19 protein-coding genes are annotated in these 20,506 nt (G+C 73.4%); 7 read left to right on the plus strand and 12 right to left on the minus strand.

Annotation, left to right across the window (positions count from 1 at the left end; genetic code table 11):
- Positions 1-116: 116 nt before the first annotated feature.
- Complete coding sequence (locus ABD296_RS44145; RefSeq protein WP_344282623.1) at positions 117-482, minus strand: Mth938-like domain-containing protein; 366 nt, start codon at positions 480-482, stop codon at positions 117-119.
- Positions 479-637 (minus strand): ATP-binding protein, encoded by a 159-nt coding sequence (locus tag ABD296_RS44150; protein WP_344282626.1) that lies wholly within the window; start codon positions 635-637, stop codon positions 479-481. Before ABD296_RS44150 ends, ABD296_RS44145 begins: the two co-directional genes overlap by 4 nt.
- Before the next feature lie 475 nt (positions 638-1,112).
- On the opposite strand from ABD296_RS44150, the gene ABD296_RS44155 reads away from it, so the two are divergent.
- A complete protein-coding gene (locus ABD296_RS44155) occupies positions 1,113-1,292 on the plus strand; it encodes a hypothetical protein (RefSeq protein WP_344282629.1) in 180 nt (59 codons plus the stop codon).
- 7 nt (positions 1,293-1,299) lie between these two features.
- Here ABD296_RS44155 and ABD296_RS44160 read toward each other — a convergent pair whose 3' ends face one another.
- The 4 genes from ABD296_RS44160 to ABD296_RS44175 form a co-directional block, all read right to left on the minus strand.
- On the minus strand, positions 1,300-2,175 hold the full coding sequence (locus ABD296_RS44160; RefSeq protein ID WP_344282632.1) for an oxygenase MpaB family protein: 876 nt from the start codon (positions 2,173-2,175) through the stop codon (positions 1,300-1,302).
- Positions 2,176-2,360: 185 nt separating this feature from the next.
- Positions 2,361-3,191 (minus strand): MerR family transcriptional regulator, encoded by an 831-nt coding sequence (locus ABD296_RS44165; protein WP_344282636.1) that lies wholly within the window; start codon positions 3,189-3,191, stop codon positions 2,361-2,363.
- A 99-nt stretch (positions 3,192-3,290) separates the two neighbouring features.
- The gene (locus tag ABD296_RS44170) at positions 3,291-5,102 is read right to left on the minus strand and encodes a hydantoinase B/oxoprolinase family protein (protein WP_344282639.1); all 1,812 of its coding nucleotides are present in this window, start codon (positions 5,100-5,102) and stop codon (positions 3,291-3,293) included.
- On the minus strand, positions 5,099-7,174 hold the full coding sequence (locus tag ABD296_RS44175) for a hydantoinase/oxoprolinase family protein (protein ID WP_344282642.1): 2,076 nt from the start codon (positions 7,172-7,174) through the stop codon (positions 5,099-5,101). Before ABD296_RS44175 ends, ABD296_RS44170 begins: the two co-directional genes overlap by 4 nt.
- A gap of 142 nt (positions 7,175-7,316) precedes the next feature.
- Between ABD296_RS44175 and ABD296_RS44180 the strand changes: the two genes are divergently transcribed.
- The 4 genes from ABD296_RS44180 to ABD296_RS44195 all read left to right on the plus strand — a co-directional run bounded on the left by ABD296_RS44180 (position 7,317) and on the right by ABD296_RS44195 (position 10,451).
- The gene (locus tag ABD296_RS44180) at positions 7,317-7,691 is read left to right on the plus strand and encodes an FKBP-type peptidyl-prolyl cis-trans isomerase (protein WP_344282645.1); all 375 of its coding nucleotides are present in this window, start codon (positions 7,317-7,319) and stop codon (positions 7,689-7,691) included.
- 184 nt (positions 7,692-7,875) lie between these two features.
- Positions 7,876-8,841, plus strand: a complete 966-nt coding sequence (locus tag ABD296_RS44185; protein ID WP_344282648.1) for an ATP-binding cassette domain-containing protein — start codon at positions 7,876-7,878, stop codon at positions 8,839-8,841.
- Positions 8,838-9,665 (plus strand): ABC transporter permease, encoded by an 828-nt coding sequence (locus ABD296_RS44190; protein WP_344282651.1) that lies wholly within the window; start codon positions 8,838-8,840, stop codon positions 9,663-9,665. Before ABD296_RS44185 ends, ABD296_RS44190 begins: the two co-directional genes overlap by 4 nt.
- Before the next feature lie 3 nt (positions 9,666-9,668).
- Positions 9,669-10,451: a Pr6Pr family membrane protein gene (locus tag ABD296_RS44195; protein ID WP_344282654.1), complete on the plus strand. Its 783-nt coding sequence runs from the start codon at positions 9,669-9,671 to the stop codon at positions 10,449-10,451.
- Here the strand turns inward: ABD296_RS44195 and ABD296_RS44200 are convergent.
- Entirely contained in the window at positions 10,396-11,064 is a 669-nt protein-coding gene (locus tag ABD296_RS44200) for an SRPBCC family protein (RefSeq protein WP_344282656.1), read from the minus strand. The two genes, ABD296_RS44195 and ABD296_RS44200, sit on opposite strands and share 56 nt — an antisense overlap.
- 214 nt (positions 11,065-11,278) lie before the next feature.
- On the opposite strand from ABD296_RS44200, the gene ABD296_RS44205 reads away from it, so the two are divergent.
- Complete coding sequence (locus ABD296_RS44205; RefSeq protein ID WP_344282658.1) at positions 11,279-12,124, plus strand: polysaccharide deacetylase family protein; 846 nt, start codon at positions 11,279-11,281, stop codon at positions 12,122-12,124.
- Here the strand turns inward: ABD296_RS44205 and cutA are convergent.
- The 5 genes from cutA to ABD296_RS44230 all read right to left on the minus strand — a co-directional run bounded on the left by cutA (position 12,070) and on the right by ABD296_RS44230 (position 19,550).
- Positions 12,070-14,544 (minus strand): aerobic carbon-monoxide dehydrogenase large subunit, encoded by a 2,475-nt coding sequence (gene cutA, locus ABD296_RS44210; protein ID WP_344282661.1) that lies wholly within the window; start codon positions 14,542-14,544, stop codon positions 12,070-12,072. The two genes, ABD296_RS44205 and cutA, sit on opposite strands and share 55 nt — an antisense overlap.
- Positions 14,544-15,062 (minus strand): (2Fe-2S)-binding protein, encoded by a 519-nt coding sequence (locus ABD296_RS44215; RefSeq protein WP_344282664.1) that lies wholly within the window; start codon positions 15,060-15,062, stop codon positions 14,544-14,546. Before ABD296_RS44215 ends, cutA begins: the two co-directional genes overlap by 1 nt.
- On the minus strand, positions 15,062-15,925 hold the full coding sequence (locus ABD296_RS44220) for an FAD binding domain-containing protein (RefSeq protein ID WP_344282667.1): 864 nt from the start codon (positions 15,923-15,925) through the stop codon (positions 15,062-15,064). The genes ABD296_RS44215 and ABD296_RS44220 overlap by 1 nt, the downstream gene beginning before the upstream one ends.
- Positions 15,926-15,937: 12 nt before the next feature.
- Positions 15,938-17,443: a uracil-xanthine permease family protein gene (locus tag ABD296_RS44225; protein WP_344282669.1), complete on the minus strand. Its 1,506-nt coding sequence runs from the start codon at positions 17,441-17,443 to the stop codon at positions 15,938-15,940.
- A 160-nt stretch (positions 17,444-17,603) separates the two neighbouring features.
- Entirely contained in the window at positions 17,604-19,550 is a 1,947-nt protein-coding gene (locus ABD296_RS44230; protein WP_344282671.1) for a PucR family transcriptional regulator, read from the minus strand.
- Between the two features lie 212 nt (positions 19,551-19,762).
- On the opposite strand from ABD296_RS44230, the gene ABD296_RS44235 reads away from it, so the two are divergent.
- A partial coding sequence (locus ABD296_RS44235) for an oxamate carbamoyltransferase subunit AllH family protein (protein WP_344282674.1) occupies positions 19,763-20,506 on the plus strand: 744 nt, incomplete at its 3' end.

The raw sequence follows: 20,506 nt of genomic DNA on the forward strand, positions 1-20,506 counted from the left end.
AAGCGACGCCGAAGGCGCCCTTGACTTTGGAGGGGCGGCCCCGTACGCCAGCGCCACCCCACCGCACGAACACCCTCTCTGAACGCCATGCGCGCCAGCGGAAGGGCGCGGCCCCATCAGCATGTGGAATGGAAAAGACCGCCCACGGGAACTTCGTCGATCAGCTGGTTGTAGATGTCCGCAGCCTTGGTCGTCTCTTCCACGTAAACGTCGACGCCGTGCGCTCGAAGCAGTTCGCGGGTTTCCGGCATGATGTGCAACCGCAGCTCCATACCCCGGCTGAGCACCACGGTCGTGCATCCGCAGTCGAGGAGTTCCTGAACGTCCGCCGGCTGGATTCCTGGTTCGTGCCGGGTTCCGTGCTCGCCCCAGTCCCATGCTCGGCCGCCCCCCGGGTACAGCTTGAAGTCCTTGCTGGGCGGTAGCCCTTCGACCTCCATGCGTCCCCAGGAAATGTGGATGATGCGGGGCGATGCCGTCATGTGGTCATCCTCGCACGCGAACCTTCCACGACCTGGCGGACGCCCCGCTCCCCGACGAGTTCCGCCATCGGCCGCAGCCCGCGCCCGGACGTCGCGGCGAGGTCCTCGGGCCCCGCGACGGGACGGCGCGTTCCGGCGTCCCAGACCTCGATCATCGGCCGCGAGTCACACGCGTGAAGGAACAGGCGCACGATGCCGGCCCTCCCCGTGCCGCCTGACGTAGTCGTCCGCGATCCCCCACGTGCGGAACTACTCCGTGAGGATGTGGCGTAAGAGCACGGGCGGAAGCCAGTACGTGGAGGTCGGCCGCTTTCCGCGGACGGGCGGCGCACCGTGGATCCTCGCCTTCCGGCGACGGTCCACGGCGCGCGTTTTTGCAGGTGGCGAGATGAGCGGGCGCACTTCCTCCCGTGCGGTCGGCATCTCATTTCATGGGGATGACCTTTTTGTTGTCCACGTCACATTCGGTTTTGTGGCGCACATCGCATGTCCGGCAACTCCAGAATGACGGCAAGGAAACCTAAACTGGGTTGTAGATCTTTTTCCGATGCCATTCGAAGCGTCTTGTGACCCTGGTCACGGCGGGCGATTCGTGAAGGGAATTCGGAGCCCTTCGGGAAGGTGCATCACATGATCGACATCAACCTCGCCATGGTCTTCCTCGTCCTCGGGGCGGGTGCACTGCTCACTGTCCTGATCAGCGGTTTCCTCGGAATGGCGGCGCGGGCCCGCGACGGCCGGGCGGGTTCGGCGGCTCCCGCGTCCGGTGTTCACCGGGTTCGGGCGGACGAGCGGCAGCCCGTTTCCTGAGCGCCGCTCAGGAACCCGCCTTCTTGGGCTTGAGGAGTTCCAGTACGGCCGCGTCCCCGTGCTCGCCGATGAGATCGATCGGCGTCTCCGCCTTCTGACCGGCGGCGACGTGGTCCTTGAGCGCCTGCAGGAGTGTGGCGCCTTCGTCGCTGCGGCCGTACCCGGGGCTGGCGATGATGAGGTCCCACAGTCGCCGCGCCTCGTCGAAGGTGTCGGGGAGGCCGTCCTCCTCGATGCCCATGACGGAGCCGATGATCTTCCACACGCCCATCCAGGTGAGGAGGGCGTCGCCCTTCGGGACGTCCTCCCCGACCTGCTCCAGTCCGATCAGAGGCGAGTAGGAGAAGGTGAGCAGCGTGTAGGCGAGGCTGACCTGGTTGATGTAGGGGTGGTCCGGCGGCGCCGGGTTCGTCTCCGCGATCGTGGCGTGGCGCTCGCCGAGGGCTTCGTAGGCGATCCCCAGCCCCAGGCCGCCGGCTCCGTCGGCGAATCCCCGCCGCACGCTGTCCATGATCTGGTCGGTCTTCGCGAGACGTTCCGGGACGAATTCGACCTCGGCGAGCCGCCGTGTCTCGACCAGCAGTTTCGCGCCGTCGATGTAGGCGTAGGTCTGCGGGAGGGACCGGACCAGCAGGAGTATCTCGTACGTCTGGTCGATTCCGGCGTTGACCGCCCCGAATCCGCTGATCAGGGCGAGATGCCGCTTCGCCGTCTCGGGCGTGAGCGATCCGTTCTGGACGAGGCGGCCGAGAAGGGTCTCGTTGTCGAGGTCGGCATCGCCGGCCACGTCCGCGATCGACTTGATGGCCCCGTACAGGGTCCCCTCCGCCCTCATCGGCCTTTTGCGGGCTTCCGCCAACTGGTCCTGCGTCGTCCACACCATCGGACACCTTCCCCGTGCTGGATTGCCCGCAGGTTAAAGGACCATTCGTCCTGTGTGACGATGTGGCCACTGACCGTATCCGGACGCGGGGAAGAGTTCGCAGCCCGCGCGTGCCGAGGGGCCTCCCAGCCGTAAGCGGCCACGTGAACCGGGCGTGAACCGTCGCGTCCCCGCTGCCCCGGGGCTCACTTCAGCGGCACGGCGAACTCCCCGATCGGGCCGGTGCCCCGGCCCGCGGGGTCGGGGACGAGGAGGAGCCGGACGGCGCCGGAGGGCGTGCGCTTCTCCCGGGCGGCCCACGCGGCCAGCGCTTCGATGGCGAGTTCGGCCTTCGTCGCGCCGGCCCGGCCGCCGGGGACCTCCGGCCGGACACGGGCCTCCTGGTGGGCGGGTTCGGTGCGGAGTTCAAGGTCGGGGAACCCGGCCGCGGCGGCCGCCGCCTGGTCGTCGAGGACGGGCCAGCACCACTCGACGGGGCCGTCGCTGTCGCCGCTCACCTCGCCGTGGTAGATCATGAACGGCGCTCCGGCGATCCCCTCGGGCCGGGGGACGCCGCCGCGCCGCAGGCGGTGGATGAACAGTTCCCGGCCCAGCGGGATCAGCTCGTCCTCGTGGGCCCGGCGGACGACGCTGAGGAGCCTGCGCGCGGGCATGTCGCGGACGGTGACCTCGTACATGACGGACTTCTCTCCGTGGAGGCGGTCGAGGAGGAGGCGGGCCAGTTCGCGGCGGGCGGCGTGTTCGGCTTCGGTTTCGGCCCAGTGGGCGCGGATCTCCTCGGCGGCCGGGCCGGCGTCCATGGCGAGGACGTCCTTGATCCGGGCCAGCGGCACGCCGAGCCGGCGCAGGTCGGCGACCTTGCGGGCGCGTTCGAGTTGCGCGGTGGCGTACTTGCGGTAGCCGGTGTCCGGGTCGACGTGGGCGGGCACGAGCAGGCCGAGTTCGTCGTACAGGCGCAGCGCCTTGGGCGACAGCCGCGACATGCGCGCGAACTCGCCGATGGCGACCAGACCCATGGATCGCTCCCTCGCTCCGGGCGGTCGCCCGGTCATCGCCACTGTGCGGCTTACCCGAAGGTGAAGGTCAAGCGGCAGACTGCCGACGATGCGTGTCGATCAGGGCGTGTCCACGTCGGCGGACGTCGCCCCTCCGGACAGGGTCGGGTAGCCGGGGCCGCGGTCGAAGAAGGGGGCCGGGCCGCGTTCGGTGCGCAGGCGGGCGCGCAGGTCCTCGGTGGCCCGGGCGTCGACGGTGCCGTCGTGGAGGACGACGCCGTAGTCGTCGCGGGCGCCGTCCAGCGAGACCTTGCCGTCGCGGACGTCGGCGGCGACGCGGGACGGGTCGCGGTCCAGGGGGTCGCCCCAGCCGCCGCCTCCGGTGGTGCGGATGCGGATGACCTGGCCGGCGCGGACGGGATGGTCGTCGACGAGGCCGTCCATCTCCACGCCGTCGATGTCGACGCGGAACGGGCGTCCGGCGCGGCCTCCGTTGACGCCCCAGCACGACAGGATGGAGCGGTCGGCGATCGACATGTAGTGGGCGTCGCGGAGCATCCGGATGTGCTTGTCGTAGCCGAGGCCGCCGCGGAACTCGCCGGGGCCGCCGGAGTCGACGGCGAGGCCGAGGCGCTCGACGACGAACGGCCAGCGCGCCTCGGCGAACTCGGCGGGGATGTTGCGGGAGTCGGGGACGATGTGGATGGTGTCCTCCCCGTCGGCGTAGTACCGGCCGCCCGATCCGCCGCCGAGGACCTCGCGCATCAGGTAGGGGCCGCGGTCGTCCTCGCCGTACACGCCGGTGTAGCGGATCGTCTCCTGGTCGGCCGGCATGCGTCCGCCCGTGGCCTTGGCCAGGACGCCCGCGAGGACGCCGAGGAGGCGGAGGATGACGAACGTGCGGGCGTTGGTCGGGGCCGGGAAGACGGGCGTGAGGAGCGTGCCCTTTTCCGGGAACCGCATCTCGATCAGGGGGACGACGCCCTCGTTCACGTCGAGTTCGGCGGCCCGCTCGGGGGTGTCGGCGAGGTTGCGCAGCACGGGCGCCAGCCATTTCTTGAGGAAGACGCCGTCCGCGTAGTCGCCCGCGTGGTTGATGGGACCCTTGGCCTGCGGGGACGTCCCGGTGAAGTCGATGACGAGGGGCGCGTCCGCGGACTTGTCGACGGTGAGGGTGATGCGCTGCGCGTGCAGGCGGGGCGGGTCGACGCCGTCGTGTTCGGCGTAGTCCTCCCAGACGAACGTGCCGTCCGGGATCTTGGCGAGGAGTTCGCGGCGGAACGTCTCGGTGGTGCGGGAGATGATCGCGTCGAAGCACGCCTCGACGTCGGCGCGGCCGTAGCGGGCGAACAGGTCGCCGAGGCGGCGGGCGCCCATGAGGCAGGCGGAGCATTCGGCGTCGAGGTCGCCGGCGAGGGAGTCGGGCATCCGCGAGTTGCGGGTCATGATGGCGAGCGCGGCCTCGTTGGGGACGCCCCGGTCCCACAGTTTGATGGGCGGCACCATCAGGCCCTCTTCGTAGGCGCTGCGGGCGTGACTCGGCATCGAGCCGGGGACGGCGCCGCCGATGTCGTCGTGGTGCCCGAACGCCTGGACGAACGCGACCACCTCGCCGTCGTGGAACACCGGGACGGTGACGCACAGGTCCGGGAGATGGCCGATGCCGCCTTCCGACAGGTACACGTCATTGTGGAAGAACACGTCGCCCGGACGCATGCCGTCCAGCGGGAAGTCGCGGGCGATGGGCTGGACGAGCGCCGAGTACGAGCGGCCGGTGAGCTTGCGGAGCCGCCTGTCGTGGATGCCCGCGCGGAAGTCGTGCGCGTCCCGGATCATCGGGGAGCGGGCCGTCCGCGCGATGGCCGTCTCCACCTCGCGCTCGACGGACGCGAGCGTGCCTTCGACGATCTCCTGCAGGATCGGGTCGGTCACCGGGTCACCACCAGGTTGCCGTGGGCGTCGAGGCGCGCGGTGAAGCCGGGGTGCAGCGGGAGCGTGGAGCCGAACTCCTCGATCACCGCGGGGCCCGCGACGACGTCGCCCGGGGCCAGCTTCTCGCGCCGGTACACCGCGGTCTCCACCCAGTCGTCGAAGCGGACCCGGCGCGTGCCGGTGCGGGCGCGCGCCGGGTCGCCGTCGCCGGCGGAGCGGTCCGGCGGGCGCGGGCGCGGGATCGGCCCGATGCCGGACACGCGGAGATTGACCCATTCGACGGGATGGCGCGGGTCGTCGCGGTGGCAGTAGCCGTACCGGGCTTCGTGCGCGTCGTGGAACCGGCGGACGACCTCCGCGCGGAACGCCTCGTCCGGCGTCCCGGCCGGAGCGGCGACGCGGACCTCGAACGCCTGCCCGTAGTACCGCAGGTCGGCGGAGCGGACCAGGCGGCGCCGCTCCTGCGGGAAGCCCTCGCGGGCGAGCGCCGCCCCGGCCTCGTCCTCCAGGTCGGCGAACACCTCCGCGAGGGCGGAGGCGTCCAGTTCGGTGTCGCGGACGACCCGCGTCCGCACGTGTTCGTTCTTCACGTCCACCGTGAGCAGCCCGAACGCCGACAGGTTGCCGGGGTTCTCCGGGACGACGGCGGCGGGCAGGCCGAGGACGTCCAGCAGCCGGCACGCCAGCAGCGGCCCGGACCCGCCGAACGCGACGAGGGGGTAGTCGCGCACGTCCAGCCCCCGCTTCACGGTGATCCGCCGGATCGCGTTGGCCTGGTTCCACGCGGAGATCTCCAGGATCCCGGCGGCGGCCCGCTCGACCGTCAGCCCGAGGCCGGCGGCGAGCGCGGACAGGCCGGCGCGCGCGGCGGGCACGTCCAGCGGCACCTCGCCGCCGAGCAGGTGCGGCGGGATGCGGCCGAGGACGGCGTGCGCGTCGGTCACCGTCACCTCGGTGCCGCCGCGGCCGTAGCAGAGCGGGCCGGGGTCGGCGCCGGCGCTGCGCGGCCCGACCTTCAGCGCGCCGTCCGGCGACCGCCAGGCGACCGACCCGCCGCCCGCGCCGACCGTCACGATGTCGATCATCGGGATCTTGACGGGGTGGCGGCCGATCTCGCCCTCGGTGGTGAGGGTCGGCTCGCCGTCCAGCACCACGGCGACGTCGGTGGACGTGCCGCCGCCGTCCAGCGTCACGACCGAGCGCCGGCCGCCCGGACCGCCCCCGATGCGCGCGGCGACGAACGCGGCGCCGAGCGCGCCCGCCGCCGGGCCCGACAGCACCGTCGTGATCGGCTGCCGGGCGACCTCCTCGGCCGACAGCACGCCGCCGTTGCTCTTCATCACCAGCAGCGGCGCGGCGACACGCCCGGCGATCCGTTCGAGGTAGCCGTTCATCGCCGGCTTGACGGCGGCGTCGACCAGCGTCGTCACCGACCGCTCGTACTCGCGGTACTCGCGCAGCACCTCGCACGACAGGGAGACGACCGCGTCCGGGTGCTCGCGGCGCAGCACCTCCCGCATCGCGAGCTCGTGCGCCGGGTTCGCGTACGAGTGCAGGAAGCACACGCCGACCGCGCGGACGCCGGCGTCGCGGAGCGCGCGCGCCGCCGCGACCGCCGACTCCTCGTCGAACGGGCGCAGCTCGGCGCCGGTGTGGTCCAGCCGGCCGCCGACCGTCCGCACCCGGTGCGCCGGGACGATCCGCGGCGGCTTCACCCAGAAGTAGCTGTTGCCGTAGCCGTCCGGGACGCTCTGCCGGGCGATCTCCAGCATCGCCTCGAAGCCCTCGGTGGTGACGAACCCGAGGTCGTCGATCCGGTCCTCGAGCAGCCGGTTCGTCGCGACCGTCGTGCCGTGCGCCAGCGCCGCCACGTCGGCGGGCGACGCGCCGAGCAGGCCGAGCACCTTGGCGAGGCCGGCCGCGAACCCCTCGGCCGGGTCGGCGGGCGTCGAGGGCGTCTTGGTGGTGACGGGCTCCGCGGCGCCGGACGGGCCGTCGCCGTCGATGTCCAGCGCGACGACGTCGGTGAACGTCCCGCCCGTGTCGATCCCGATCCGCAGCCGCCGTGCCATGCCCATGGGTCTACCGGACGGCCCGCACCTGCGGAACCGTCGCAATGTGCCAACGGAGCGGCCGTTCTTTGGTCAGGGGCGCGGCGCTAGGCTGAACAGCTCATCCGAGTTATGACAACGACGACATCGCTGGAGCACGTCCATGGCGCTTGAACGCCCCGAGATCGACTTCCCCGAGGGACAGCCGCCCGCCAACCTCGACATCACCGACATCACCAAGGGCGACGGCCCCGAGGCCGTGAAGGGCTCGACCGTGTCGATGCACTACGTCGGCGTCTCCTGGTCCAGCGGCGAGGAGTTCGACGCCTCCTGGAACCGCGGTTCGACGCTGGACTTCGAGCTCGGCTCCGGCCGCGTCATCAAGGGCTGGGACATGGGCATCGCCGGGATGAAGGTCGGCGGCCGGCGCAAGCTGGTCATCCCGCCGCACCTCGCCTACGGCGACCGCAGCCCGAGCCCGGCCATCAAGCCCGGCGAGACGCTGATCTTCGTCGTCGACCTGGTCGCGGTGAGCTGACCGCAGTGAGCTGACCGCGTGAACTGACGCGGCGAACCGGCCGCGGTGAACCGGCCGCGGCCGGACCGACCGCGGCCGGATCGATCGCGGGCACGGCCCAACGGCGGGCAATCGGGCGGTGAAAATCCGGCCGGTTGCCCGCCGCCGCCGTTTCCGCGCGCGGGCCGTCCGGTATCAGAGGTTCATGATCGAGGCGCGCGGGCTGACGAAGCGGTACGGCGACACCACCGCCGTCGACCACGCGACCTTCCGCGTTCCGCCGGGCCGGGTGACCGGGTTCCTCGGCCCGAACGGGGCCGGGAAGACGACCACGATGCGGATGATCCTCGGCCTGGACCGCCCGACCGCCGGCGAGGTGACCGTCAACGGCCGCCGCTACCGGACGCTCGGCGCTCCGCTGCGCGAGGTCGGCGCGCTGCTGGACGCCCGCAACGTGCACGGCGGCCGCACCGCCTACAACCACCTGCTGTGCCTGGCCAAGAGCAACGCGATCCCGCGCCGGCGGGTGGACGAGGTGCTGGACGTCGTCGGCCTGCACAGCGTCGCGCGGAAGCGGTCCCAGGGCTTCTCGCTCGGCATGGGGCAGCGGCTCGGCATCGCCGCCGCGCTGCTCGGCGACCCCGGCGTGCTGATGTTCGACGAGCCGGTGAACGGGCTGGACCCGGAGGGCATCCTGTGGATCCGCACGCTGATGCGGCGGCTCGCGCACGAGGGCCGCACCGTGTTCGTCTCCAGCCATCTGATGTCGGAGATGGCGCTGACCGCCGAGCACCTCGTGGTCATCGGGCGGGGCCGCATCATCGCCGACACCGGCATGGCCGAGTTCATCGGCGCCAACGCGACCAGCCACGTGCTGGTGCGCTCGCCGCGGTTGCCGGAGCTGGCGCGGCTGCTGGCCGGGCCCGGGCGGCGCCTGGAGCCGGAGCCGGACGGCGCGCTGCGCGTGTACGGGGCGCGGGCCGCCGAGATCGGGGACGTCGCCGCCGACCACGGTCTGCGGCTGCACGAGCTGGCGACCGTCCAGCCGTCCCTGGAGGAGGCGTTCATGCGGCTGACGGGCGAGACGGTCGAGTACCACGCCGGTGTCCCAGGCGCGGCCGCGCCGGGGGCGGGCGGGCCCGGGACGCCGGCTCCGGGAGCGGGCGCGTGAACGCGCCCGCGGCGGCGGCGCCGTCCGGGCCGCGCAGGGACGCCGGGCGGGTGCGGTTCGGGCACGTGCTGTCCTCGGAGTGGACGAAGATCGCCACCGTCCGGTCGACGTTCTGGACACTGCTGGCGGGCGCGGTCGTGCTGATCGGGTTCTCCGCGCTGTGGGCGCTGGCGTTCACGGCGTCCTACGACCAGATGAGCACCCGGGACAGGGCGACGTTCACCCCGATGCTGCCGACCCAGGTGGCGTACTACTTCGGCATGGTGGTCTTCGGGGCGCTGGGCGTGCTGGTCATCACCGCCGAGCACGGCACCGGGATGATCAAGACGGCGCTGACGGCGGTGCCGCGCCGCGCCCACTACCTGGCGGCCAAGACGGCGGTGCTCGGCCTCGTCGTGCTGGTGGTCGGGATCGTGGTGACGTTCGCCTCCTTCTACGCGGCGCAGGGGATCCTGGCGTCCAAGCACCTGGACGGCTCGATCGGCGACCCGGGGATGCTGCGCGCCGTCGTCGGCGGCGGCCTCTACCTGGCGCTGGTCGCGGTGCTGGCGCTGGCCGTCGGGACGCTGCTGCGGCACACCGCGGGCTCCATCGTGGTGCTGTTCGTGGTGCTGTTCGTCCTCGGCATCGCGGGCGGGTTCCTGCCGAGCTCGTGGGGCGACACGGTCAACCGGTTCCTGCCGTCCAACGCCGGCGGCGCGATCCTCGACCCGGTGCACAAGTCCGGGTCGCTCGCCCCGTGGACGGGCCTCGGCGTGTTCGCGATCTACACGATCGTCGTGCTGGCCGCGGCGCTCGTCCTGTTCGAGCGCCGCGACGCCTGAGCCGTGCTCTGTCCGGAGCGGCCGCGGGCCGCGCAGCCTCGGGGACGGCCGGCGGGCGCGGAGCGCCCGGGCCGCCCGGGGACCGCGAAGGTCGTCTGGCGGGCGGGGTTCGGGGTGTTCGCGCTGGCCGGGGTGGCCGCCGGGTTCCAGGAGCGCCGGCCCTCCCTGGACACCCTCGACTTCCTCAGCTACTTCACCACGCTGAGCAACCTGATCGGCGCGGCGGCGCTGCTCGCCGGCGCGCTGCCCGGCCTGCACGGGCGCCCCCGGGTGGACTGGCTGCGCGGCGCCGCGGCGCTCTACCTGGCGATCACCGGGCTGGTGTACGCGCTGCTGATGGGCGGGGACGCGGGCACCTGGACGGGGTGGGCGCAGCACCGCGTCATGCCGGTCGCGGTGCCGCTGGACTGGCTGCTGTTCGCGACCGCGCACGACCTGCCGGCGCGCCGCACGGTGCTCGGCTGGCTGGCGTTCCCGCTGGCCTACCTCGGCTACACGCTGGCGCATGGCGTGGCGACGTCCTGGTACCCGTACCCGTACCTGAACACGGCGGAGTACGGCTTCGGGCCGTTCACCTCCTACACCTCGGCCATCGCGGTGCTGTTCGTCGTCCTCGCGGGCCTGCTCGCCGCCTGGCCCGCCCTGCACCGCCGCACCGTCCCCGTGAACACACGTTCACTTGCGGCGAGTCGTCGTTATGCGCGCCGCCATAACGACGACTCGCCGCAACTCAACGGCGGCGGCGGGCCAGCAGGTGGCCGACGGCGACGCCGGCGAGGGCGATGAGGCCGCCGGACGCGAACGCGGCGGTCATCGGCCACGCGAGCGACCCGCCCGCCCGCGCGGGCTCGGCGGCGGCGCGGCCCGGATACACCCGGCCGGTCCCCTCCCCGGCAACCGGCGACGACCCGGCGGGCGCAGGGGCCGGCGCTGACGATGCGGGCGTCGCGGGTTCTGGGGGCGGGGTGGTGAGGTCGCGTTCGACGGCGGCGAAGAACTCGCCCGCCGTCCGTTTGGCGACACCGCCGAGCATCCGCTGGCCCACGCCGCCGATCATCCCGCCGACGACCGCGTCGGCGGCGTAGTCGACGCGGGTGGAGCCGCCGCCGTCCGACAGCCGGACGCGGACCGTCGCGTCCACCGTGCCGGGCGCGCCCTGGCCCTGCGCGCGCAGCGTGAACGAGCGCGGCGGATCGGGGTCGGCGAGTTCGACGCGTCCGACGTAGGTGCCCTGGATGGAGGCGACGCCGGCCGTGACCGTCATGCGGTAGGTGTCGGGGCCGGTCTCCTCCAGGGAGCGGCACCCGGGGATCGTCCGGGCGAGCACGGCCGGGTCCTGGAGCGCGTCCCAGACGCGGGCGAGCGGCGCGGCGACGCTGGCACTGCCGTTGACCTGCATGTACCGACCTTAGGGAACGCGGGTGCGGCATCGAACGGCAACATGTGCCGAGTACACGCCGAGGATTGGGCAGATCCCCGGCCCCGCCCCTGGAAAATGATCAGATATGTCCGGCTGATCCCACCGCGCGCGAACTCCCGGGCGCGCGGGCGCGTCAACCGAAGCGAACCGATCGAGAACGAACCTCCCCCCACCTGAATGGAGTACGCGGCCGATGCGAGGGAAGACGCCCGTGATCGCCATGGTGGCCGCCGGAGTCGTCGGCGCGGCCGCGGGCGGCTGGCCCGTCGTGCGGGCCGAGGCCGGCGCCGATTCCGGACCGTCCATGCGGACGCAGCTGGCCTCGGTGCTCGCCGACCGGACGTGGGCCGCGCCGGGGCCCGGCTCGTGGACGCCGCCGAAGCCGTCCGCCGACGGGCTGCCCCCGGTGGTCGACCACATCGACACCCGGGACCGCGTCGTCTTCCTCACCATCGACGACGGCTACACCTACGACTCGGAGTTCGTAGACCTGGTCCGCAAGGAGCGGGTGCCGATCCTGACGTTCCTGACGACAACGTATCTGCGGGGCCAGGGCCAGTACTTCCTGGCGATGCGCAACGCGGGCTCGCAGATCGAGGACCACACCGTCACGCACCCGAACATGCCGACGCTGTCCCCCGAGGCGCAGAAGAGGCAGATCTGCGACTCGGCGGACGCGATCCAGCGCGAGTACGGCCGCCGCCCGCAGATCTTCCGGCCGCCGTTCGGCGCCTACAACCAGGCGACGCGGCAGGCGTCCAAGGACTGCGGGATGAAGTCGATCCTCACCTGGACGGCGGAGTTCTACAACGGCACCACCGGCCCGGGCGTCGGGTTCAACGGGTTCGCGCGCGCCGACGGCGGCAAGGGCTTCAAGCCGGGCGACATCATCCTGATGCACTACCGCAAGGGCCTGGCCGGGGAGTTCCGGATGATCCTCGGCTGGATCAAGCAGGCCGGGCTCCGGCCCGCCGCCGTGCAGAACTACCTGCCGCGCTCGCTCGGCGGCAATGCGCCGGACACGCCCGCCGCGAACTGACCGCCGTCCGCGGGGGCGGCGTCCGGCCGGACGCGCAGGCCCGTGTCGCCGGACGCCTGTTCGCGCAGGTCGTACAGGGTGTCGGGGGACAGCGGCATCGCGTCGACGCGCAGCCCCTCGGCGTCCTCGACGGCGGACGCGATGACGGCGGACACCGGAATGACGCCGGCCTCGCCCGCCCCCTTGACGCCGAGCGGGTTCAGCGGGGACGGCGTCTCCAGGTGGTCGGTCTCGATGTGCGGCACCTCCGTCGCGTACGGCATGAGGAAGTCCATGAACGAGGCGTTCAGAAGCTGGCCCGACTCGTCGTAGACCATCCGCTCGTAGAGGGCGCCGCCGACGCCCTGCGCGACGCCGCCGTGGATCTGCCCTTCGACGACCATCGGGTTGATGAGCTTTCCGCAGTCGTGGACGACCGCATACCGCAGGATCGCGATCTCCGCGGTGTCCGGGTCGGTCTCCACGATGGCGGCGTGCGCGCCTGCGGCGAACGTCGACCGGACGGGCGAGTAGTAGTCGCGCCCCTCCAGGCCCGGCTCCTCCCCCGCCGCGACGGGCGGCTCGGTGGGCGGCCGTCCCACCGCGAACTGAGTCGCGGCGGCCGTCTCCGCGTCGAAGGCGTACCGCAGCGGGTTCGACAGCACCGCGACCGTCCGCAGCGGCACCGACGCCGACATGTCGCCGCGCACGTGCACGACCCCGTCGGTGATCTCCAGGTCGCGCGGGTCGGCCTCCAGCGCCTCCCCCGCGATCCGCAGCGCCTTCTCGCGGACCTTGCGGCAGGCCAGCGCGATCGCGTTGCCGCTCATCACCGCCGCGCGGGACGCGAACGTGCCGACCGCGTACCCGAAGCGCCGCGTGTCGCCGGTCGTGACCTGCACGTCCCGGATCGGGACGCCCAGCTCGGCGGCGGCGATCTGCGCGAACACGGTCTCGTGGCTCTGCCCCTGCGAGGTCAGGCCGGTCGACACGTGCACCCGCCCGGCCGTGTCGATCTCGACGTGCCCGCCCTCGTACGGGCCGACGCCCGTGCCCTCGACGTACACGCCGATGCCGATGCCGATGCGGCGGCCCCGGCGCGCGGCGGCCTCCCGTTCCGCCTCGAACCCGTCCCAGCCGATCAGCTCGCGCGCCTTGCGCAGCAGCTCCGGGTAGTCGCCGGAGTCGTAGATCAGCGGACGGCCGTCCTGGAACGTCAGGCCCTGGTCGTAGGGGAACTCGTCGGGCTGGATGAAGTTGGCGGCGCGGACGTCGGCGCGGTCGAGGCCGAGGTGGCGGGCGATGCGGTCCATCGTCCGCTCCATGCAGAACACGCCCTGCGGGCGGCCCGCGCCCCGGTACGGCGTGACGATGAGGGTGTTGGTGTAGAGGCTGACGACCTCCGCCCGGTACGCGCCGATCTTGTACGGGCCGAGCAGCTGCGTGGACGTGACGATCGGGATGATGATCCCGTACGGGGTGTAGGCGCCGTGGTCGTGCAGGATCCGCACGTCGAGGCCGAGGACGCGGCCCGCGCCGTCGAACCCGACCCGCACGTGCTGGAGCTGGCCGCGCTCGTGGGCGGCGGAGACGAAGTGCTCGCGGCGGTCCTCGGTCCACTTGATCTCGCGGTCGAGGAGCCGCGCGGCCCATGGGACGAGCACCTCCTCCGGCCACGGATGGACGATCTTGACGCCGAACCCGCCGCCGACGTCCGGCGCGACGACCTCGACCTTCCCGTTCGGCAGGCCGAGCCGCGCGGCGATCGCGGCGCGCACGCTGGTGGACGCCTGCGTCGAGGAGTACACGCGCAGCGACCCGTCGTCGGCGTCCCACCGCGCGTACACGCCGCGCCCTTCCAGCGGCATGGACGCGGACCGCTCGATCGCGAGCCGGAACTCCAGCCGGTGTGGCGCCGCGTCGATGGCCGCGCCCGCGTCACCGGTCTCCTGGACGAGGACGGCGCCGACGTTGCCGGGGACGTCGTCGTGCACGAGGTGCTCGGCGCGTTCGGCGTTCTCGATGCCGACGACGGCGGGCAGCGGCTCGTACTCGACCCGGATCCGCTCGGCCGCGTCCTCGGCGAGGTAGCGGTCGCGGGCGACGACCATCACGACGGGCTCGCCGACGTGCCGGACGACGTCGCGGGCCAGCGGGTACCCGGTGCGGCCGTGCGTGAGCGCCGGGTGCGGGATGAGCAGCGGCAGCGGTTCGCCGACGCGTCCGGGCAGGTCCTCCCAGGTGTAGATGGCGACGAGGCCGTCCACGTCGAGTGCGCCCGACACGTCGACGTCGACGATGCGGGCGTGCGCGTGCGGCGACCGGACGAACGCCGCGGCGAGCGCGTCGCGCCCCAGGTCGTCCAGGTAGCGTCCGCGGCCGGTGAGGAGCCGGGCGTCCTCGCGGCGCTTGACCGGTTCGCCGAACACGCGGGTCCCCATCACGCCTCGCCTTCCGCGGCCCGCGCAACCGGTTCGCCCGGCGCGGCGAGCAGTTCGGCGGCGCGGTGCACCGATTTCACGATGTTCTGGTAGCCGGTGCAGCGGCACAGGTTGCCCGAGATGCCTTCGAGCACCTCGTCCTCGCTGGGCTGCGGGGTCTCGCGGAGCAGCGCGGTCACCGTGCACAGGAAGCCGGGCGTGCAGAAGCCGCATTGCAGGCCGTGGCATTCGCGGAACGCCCGCTGCACCGGTGACGGCGTGCCGTCCGGCGCGGCGAGGCCCTCGACCGTCGTGACGTCGTGCCCGGCGGCGGTCACCGCGAACATCAGGCAGGACCGCACCGGCTCCCCGTCCATGAGCACCGTGCAGCAGCCGCAGACGCCGTGCTCGCAGCCGACGTGCGTGCCGGTCAGGCCGAGGTCGTGGCGCAGCAGGTCCGACAGCAGCCGCCGCGCCGGGGCGCGGGCCGTGCGGTGCACGCCGTTGACGGTCAGCGCGATGTCGTGGAGTTCCTCCATCAGTCCCGCGCCCTCCTCAGCGCCTCTGCGGCCGCCCCCGCCAGCGCGCGCTCGGTGAGCACGCCGGTGAGGTGGCGGCGGTAGCGGGCGCTCGCGTGGATGTCGGCGTCCGGGTCGATCCGGTCCCGGACGAACGCGGCGGCGGCCGGCCAGTCGCCGCGCGGTCCGGCCGCCTCGGTGAGGTCGAGGACGAGCGGCACCGGCGCGATGCCGAGGTATCCGGCGCGGACGCCGCCGACCCGCAGGTCCTCGTCAAGCGTGACGACGGCGGCGACGCCGGACAGCGCGTAGTCGCCGTGCCGCCGGGCCGTCTCCGCGAACGCCGCCCCGGTGCGCGGCGGCGCGGCCGGGAAGGACGCGGCGACGGCCAGTTCCCCCGGCTGGAGCGCCGACTCCAGCGGGCCGACGAAGAACTCCGCGGCGGGGATCGTCCGGCGGCCGTGCACCGACGCGACCTCGACCGTCCCGCCGAGGACGGCGAGGACGGCGGGCATCTCGGCGGCCGGATCGGCGTGCGCGAGGCTCCCGACGACCGTGCCCCGGTTGCGGATGACGGGGTGCGCGACGTGCCGCAGCGCCCGGCCGAGCAGCGGCTGCACGGCCGCCGCCTCCACCGACCGCTCCACCCGCGCGTGCCGCGCCAGCGCGCCGACCCGCACGCCCTCGTCGCCGACGTGGACGGTGTCGAGTTCGGCGACGCCGTTGATGTCGACGAGGTCGGGCGGCGCGGCGAGCCGCATGTTCAGCAGCGGGATGAGGCTCTGCCCGCCCGCCAGCACCTTGCCTCCCGGCGCGGCGGCGAGCATGCCGAGCGCCTCGTCGACGGTGCGGGGCGCGTGGTGGCGGAACGGCGGCGGTTTCACGGCGCCGCCCCCTCAGCCCGCATCGCCGCCGCGCCCCGGTGGCTCGGGAGGCCCGCCGGGGCGCGGCGCGTCCGCCGAGCCCGCCGTGCCGGGGCGGACCGGCCCGCCGATCTCCTGCTCCGCCGGCGCGATGACGCCGCCGCCCGCGCCGTCCGGCCCGCGCACCGCGTTCAGCACGTGGTAGCCGAGCAGGACCGCGATCGTGCCGAGCGCGATGCCCTGCAGCGGGAAGTCGTCGGTGATCTTCAGCGTCACGTTCCCGATCGCCAGGATGATCGCCGCCGCCACCGGGACGAGGTTCACTGGGTCACCGAAGTCGACCCGGTTCTCGATCCAGATCTTCGCGCCGAGCAGGCCGATCATCCCGTACAGCACGACGGTGATGCCGCCGAGGACGCCGCCCGGCGTCGCCGCGACCAGCGCGCCGAACTTCGGGCACAACCCGAACAGCACCGCCACGATCGCCGCGACGTAGTACGCGGCCGTCGAGTAGATCCGGGTCGCCGCCATCACGCCGATGTTCTCGGCGTAGGTCGTGGTCGGCGAGCCGCCGACGGCGGTGGCGAGCACGGTTCCGACGCCGTCCGCGCCGATCGCGCGTCCGAGCACCGGGTTCAGGTCGTCGCCGGTCATCGCCGCGACCGCCTTGACGTGCCCGGTGTTCTCCGCGATCAGCGCGATGACCGGCGGCAGCGCCAGCAGGATCGCCGAGGTCCTGAAGTCGGGCGCGTGCGTGTGCGGGAACCCGAACCAGTCCGCCGCCTTCACCGCCGAGAAGTTCAGCCGGTCGTGCCCGAACGCCGTCGCGACGCAGTACGGGCCCTCCGCCGTGCACGCCTTGCCCGACCCGTCCAGCAGGTTCTGCCCCGGCAGCACCGAGGTGATCTGCCCGGCCGTCTTGTCGAGGACCCACGACAGGGCGAACCCGAACACCAGCGCCAGCAGGATCGCGATCCGCGACCAGAATCCGCGCAGGATCACGGTGCAGAACACCGCGAAGCACAGCGTCGCCAGCGCCACCCACTGGTCCTGCGGCCAGTAGGTGTTCGCCACCACCGGCGCCAGGTTGAACCCGATCAGCATCACGACCGCGCCGGTCACCACGGGCGGGAACACCCGCTGGATGATCTCGCCGCCGAGGAAGTGCACGACGACGCCGATCACCAGCAGCAGGGCGCCCGCGACCAGGATCGCGCCGGTCACCCGCGCGCTGTCGCCGCCCGCCGCGCGGATCGCCGCGACAGCCCCGACGAACGAGGCGCTCGTGCCGAGGTAGCTCGGCACCCGGCCGCCGACGATCAGCAGGAAAAGGATCGTCGCGACCCCCGACATCATGATCGACAGGTTGGGGTCGAGGCCCATCACCACGGGGAACACGAACGTCGCGCCGAACATCGCCACGACGTGCTGGGCGCCGATGCCCGCGGTGCGCGGCCACGACAGCCGCTCCCCGGGCCTGACCACCTCGCCGGGCGGCGGCGTGCGCCCGTCCCCGTGCAGCTTCCAGCCGATCACCATCGGGGCCCCTCCTGCTCGTCGTGTCCGCCCGCGGGCACACCCCGCCACCGGCCGGGCACGCGCTTGCGCGCAACGTAGATCTACCCCGGTGGGCGGGCATCGGCGACATCTGCCGAAGTTCGGCGCGCCGTCCGGGCGGACCCGGACGGCGCCGCTACGCTCAGATACCGCGCATGCGCAGCACGTGCAGGGCGAGGGTGAGGTTGAGTCGCAGATGCGCGTCCTCGGTGAACGCCCCCAGCATCCGTTCCAGCTTGCCGATGCGGTACCGCAGGGTGTTGTAGTGGAAGTGCAGCCGACGGGCCGTCTCGGCGACGTTGAGGTTGGTCTCCAGCAGCACCTGCAGGGTGCGCCGCAGGTCCACCAGCTCCGGCTCGTCGTCGCCCGCGAGGTCGCCGAGGGTCTCCTTGACGAACGCGTGCAGCTCCGCCGGATCCGACACCAGGCTCAGCAGCCGGTACACGCCGAGCTGGTCGAAGTGCGCCCGCGCGCCCGCGCCGTGCAGCTGCCGCCCGACCCGGACGGCCTTCACCGCCTGCTCGTAGGCCTCCGGCAGCTCCGCCGGGGAGGACACCGTCCGGCTGATGCCGGTGGAGAACGTCCGGCGCACCGGCAGGTGCTCGGAGAACAGCGCCGCCGCCTCCTTCACCATCGCCTGCACCGGGCCCGCCGGCAGGTCGCCGGTGTCGGCGCCGCCGTCGGCGCCGGGTTCCGCGCCGACGACCGCGACGATCTCGTGCGCGAAGCTGGCGACCGCGGCGCCGCGGTCGTGCCGGCGCACGGCGGTGCTCCAGGCGGCGGCGAGCCGTTCCTGCGCCGTCCGCTCCTCCGCGCCCCGGACGCCGCGCATCGCCGCGTCGGGATCGGCGCCGCGCCCGCGCGGCTGGTCGGCACCGCGCTGTTCGGCCTTGCGCTGGTCCGCGCCGCGCTGCTCGGGGGCGCGCTGTTCGGACCCGCGCGGGTCGGCGGGGCGTCCGCGCGCCGGGTCGGCGCCGTGCTTGCGCGGCCTCGCGTCGTTCTCCGGGCTCGGCGCGGGCGCCGGGACGGACACGCCGGTCGCACCGGGCGCACCGGGCGCGCCGCGCGGCCGCCCGTCCAGCTCGGCGACGACCACCATCACCGGGCGGTCCAGGTCCCAGCCGAAGCCGCCGCAGTGCCCGACGACCCGGTCGTCGTCGCCGGCGCGGCCCGCGAGGATGTCGCGCAGGAAGTCGGCGCGGTACTTGCTCTCCACCGCCGCGACGGCCTGCTGCTTGGTCACCACCAGCGCGGCGACGGTCGCGGCCCGCTCCAGGATGCCGAGGTCGGAGCCGCGCAGCGTGCCGGCCGGGCTGAACGCGATGATCCGGCCGTGGTCGAAGCCGCCCGCGACGACCGGCACCACCAGGTGGTCGCCGGCGCCGTGCGCCCCGATGACGCCGCAGCCGCCGCGCCCGCAGGCCGCGTGCCGGCCGGCGTCGAACGCCCGCATCGCCTGGACGTGCTCGTCCGGGCCGGCGCCGGCGAGCACCCGCTGCTCGCCGTCCAGCACCACGACCGCCGCGTCCAGCAGCGTCGCCACCTCGTCCACGACCTCCTGGAGGCCGCCGCCGCACAGCACGATCTGCACGAGCGCCCGGTGCACCTCCTCGGTGCGGGCGAGGACGGCCGCCTGCCGGTTCAGAATGTCGGTCAGCACCTGGTTGAGGATGTCGTCGAAGCCGACGTCGTTGGGGAGCAGGATGAGCGGGAAGCCGCGCCGGTCCGCCTGCGCGATCATCTCGGCGGGCAGCGAGTCCAGGTAGCGGCCGAGCTTGATCGCCAGGGCCGCGAGGCCGCGCTCGTCCAGGTCGGCGACCAGGTTGTCCAGCGACTGGGGGGTGTTGCGCAGGGGGTAGCCGGTGGTCAGCAGCAGCTCGTTGGGTTTGACCCACGACAGGATGTCGGGGACCTCCATCACGTTCAGCCGCTGCACGACGCGCTCGATGCCGGACCTCCCGGCGATGAGGCGGGCGCCGTTCAGGGTGCTGGCGCCGAGGACCTCGCCGACGGACAGGCCGTAGGTCAGTGTTCCGGTGCTCGCGAGCCGCAGGGCCGGTGGGCCCGGGTCCGCGCTGGTGTAACTCATGCCAGGGGTCACCTCGCCTTTTGGTGCGTACATCGCCGGATGTGGCGTGATCGCTACCGATACCTGATCAACACTGACAACAAAGACGAACGATGACAACCATCCTTGGCAGCTTTCCCCATACGTCCGCCGCGAGGGCCGTTCTACCGTCTCACCGGAGGCCGGGCCGCCCGCGATCCGGGCGGCAGCCGACACCGGCCCCGGGAGGATCCGTGACCGCACTCGTCCGCGACCCGATCCGGCTCCCGGCCCGTCCCGGACGGCGGCCGCCCGCCACCGGCGCCGCGAGCACCGCGTTGCGCCCGCTGCTGGACCCGCCGCGCCGCCCCGCCCGCGTCATCGCGGTGTTCCCGTCCGCGCTGTACCTGGAGACCCGCGGCGGGCCCGAGCCGCGGGTGCTCGCCGTCGTGAGCTGCGACGCCGTCCGGCTGCCGAACGCCGTGGTGGTCGCCGCCGAACGCCGCGAGCAGCCGTTCCGGTCCGTCCGCGAGGGCGACGAGGCGCTGGTCGGCGACGGCCGGGTGGAGGCCGGGGCGCTGTGCGTCCGGGTGCGCCGCTGGTGGGACCCGGCGCCCGCGCTCGGCCGGATGCACCCCGCCGCGCTGGCCCGCGGCGTGGGCGTGCTGGAGGACGCGTTCGCCGCCGCCGGGATGGCGGGCGGCGGGCTGGCCGGGCACCCCGACCCGCTGCGCCTCGCCGAGTGCTGCGCCGAGGGCGATCTCGCGGGCGGCGTCGAGGCGGCCGAGCGGATCGTCGGCCTCGGCCCCGGCCTGACGCCGAGCGGCGACGACATGCTGTGCGGGCTGCTGGTGTCGCTGCGGCTGGTCGGCGACGCCGTGCGAGGCGGTGACGCCGCGGTGTGGCTGGCCGACTGGCTCGGCGCCGCCGTCACCGCGGACGCGGGCACCCGCACGACCGCGCTGGCCGAGACGCTGCTGCACTGCGCGGCGGCGGGC

This window comes from Actinomadura napierensis, assembly GCF_039529375.1.
Taxonomy (GTDB): Bacteria; Actinomycetota; Actinomycetes; order Streptosporangiales; family Streptosporangiaceae; genus Spirillospora; species Spirillospora napierensis.

Bases quoted from the DNA above. Each gene is read 5' to 3' on its own strand.
- ABD296_RS44145 (WP_344282623.1), bottom strand. From the start codon at position 482: ATGACGGCATCGCCCCGCATCATCCACATTTCCTGGGGACGCATGGAG.
- ABD296_RS44150 (WP_344282626.1), bottom strand. From the start codon at position 637: ATGATCGAGGTCTGGGACGCCGGAACGCGCCGTCCCGTCGCGGGGCCC.
- ABD296_RS44155 (WP_344282629.1), top strand. From the start codon at position 1,113: ATGATCGACATCAACCTCGCCATGGTCTTCCTCGTCCTCGGGGCGGGT.
- ABD296_RS44160 (WP_344282632.1), bottom strand. From the start codon at position 2,175: ATGGTGTGGACGACGCAGGACCAGTTGGCGGAAGCCCGCAAAAGGCCG.
- ABD296_RS44165 (WP_344282636.1), bottom strand. From the start codon at position 3,191: ATGGGTCTGGTCGCCATCGGCGAGTTCGCGCGCATGTCGCGGCTGTCG.
- ABD296_RS44175 (WP_344282642.1), bottom strand. From the start codon at position 7,174: ATGGCACGGCGGCTGCGGATCGGGATCGACACGGGCGGGACGTTCACC.
- ABD296_RS44180 (WP_344282645.1), top strand. From the start codon at position 7,317: ATGGCGCTTGAACGCCCCGAGATCGACTTCCCCGAGGGACAGCCGCCC.
- ABD296_RS44185 (WP_344282648.1), top strand. From the start codon at position 7,876: ATGATCGAGGCGCGCGGGCTGACGAAGCGGTACGGCGACACCACCGCC.
- ABD296_RS44200 (WP_344282656.1), bottom strand. From the start codon at position 11,064: ATGCAGGTCAACGGCAGTGCCAGCGTCGCCGCGCCGCTCGCCCGCGTC.
- ABD296_RS44205 (WP_344282658.1), top strand. From the start codon at position 11,279: ATGCGAGGGAAGACGCCCGTGATCGCCATGGTGGCCGCCGGAGTCGTC.
- cutA (WP_344282661.1), bottom strand. From the start codon at position 14,544: ATGGGGACCCGCGTGTTCGGCGAACCGGTCAAGCGCCGCGAGGACGCC.
- ABD296_RS44215 (WP_344282664.1), bottom strand. From the start codon at position 15,062: ATGGAGGAACTCCACGACATCGCGCTGACCGTCAACGGCGTGCACCGC.
- ABD296_RS44225 (WP_344282669.1), bottom strand. From the start codon at position 17,443: ATGGTGATCGGCTGGAAGCTGCACGGGGACGGGCGCACGCCGCCGCCC.
- ABD296_RS44230 (WP_344282671.1), bottom strand. From the start codon at position 19,550: ATGAGTTACACCAGCGCGGACCCGGGCCCACCGGCCCTGCGGCTCGCG.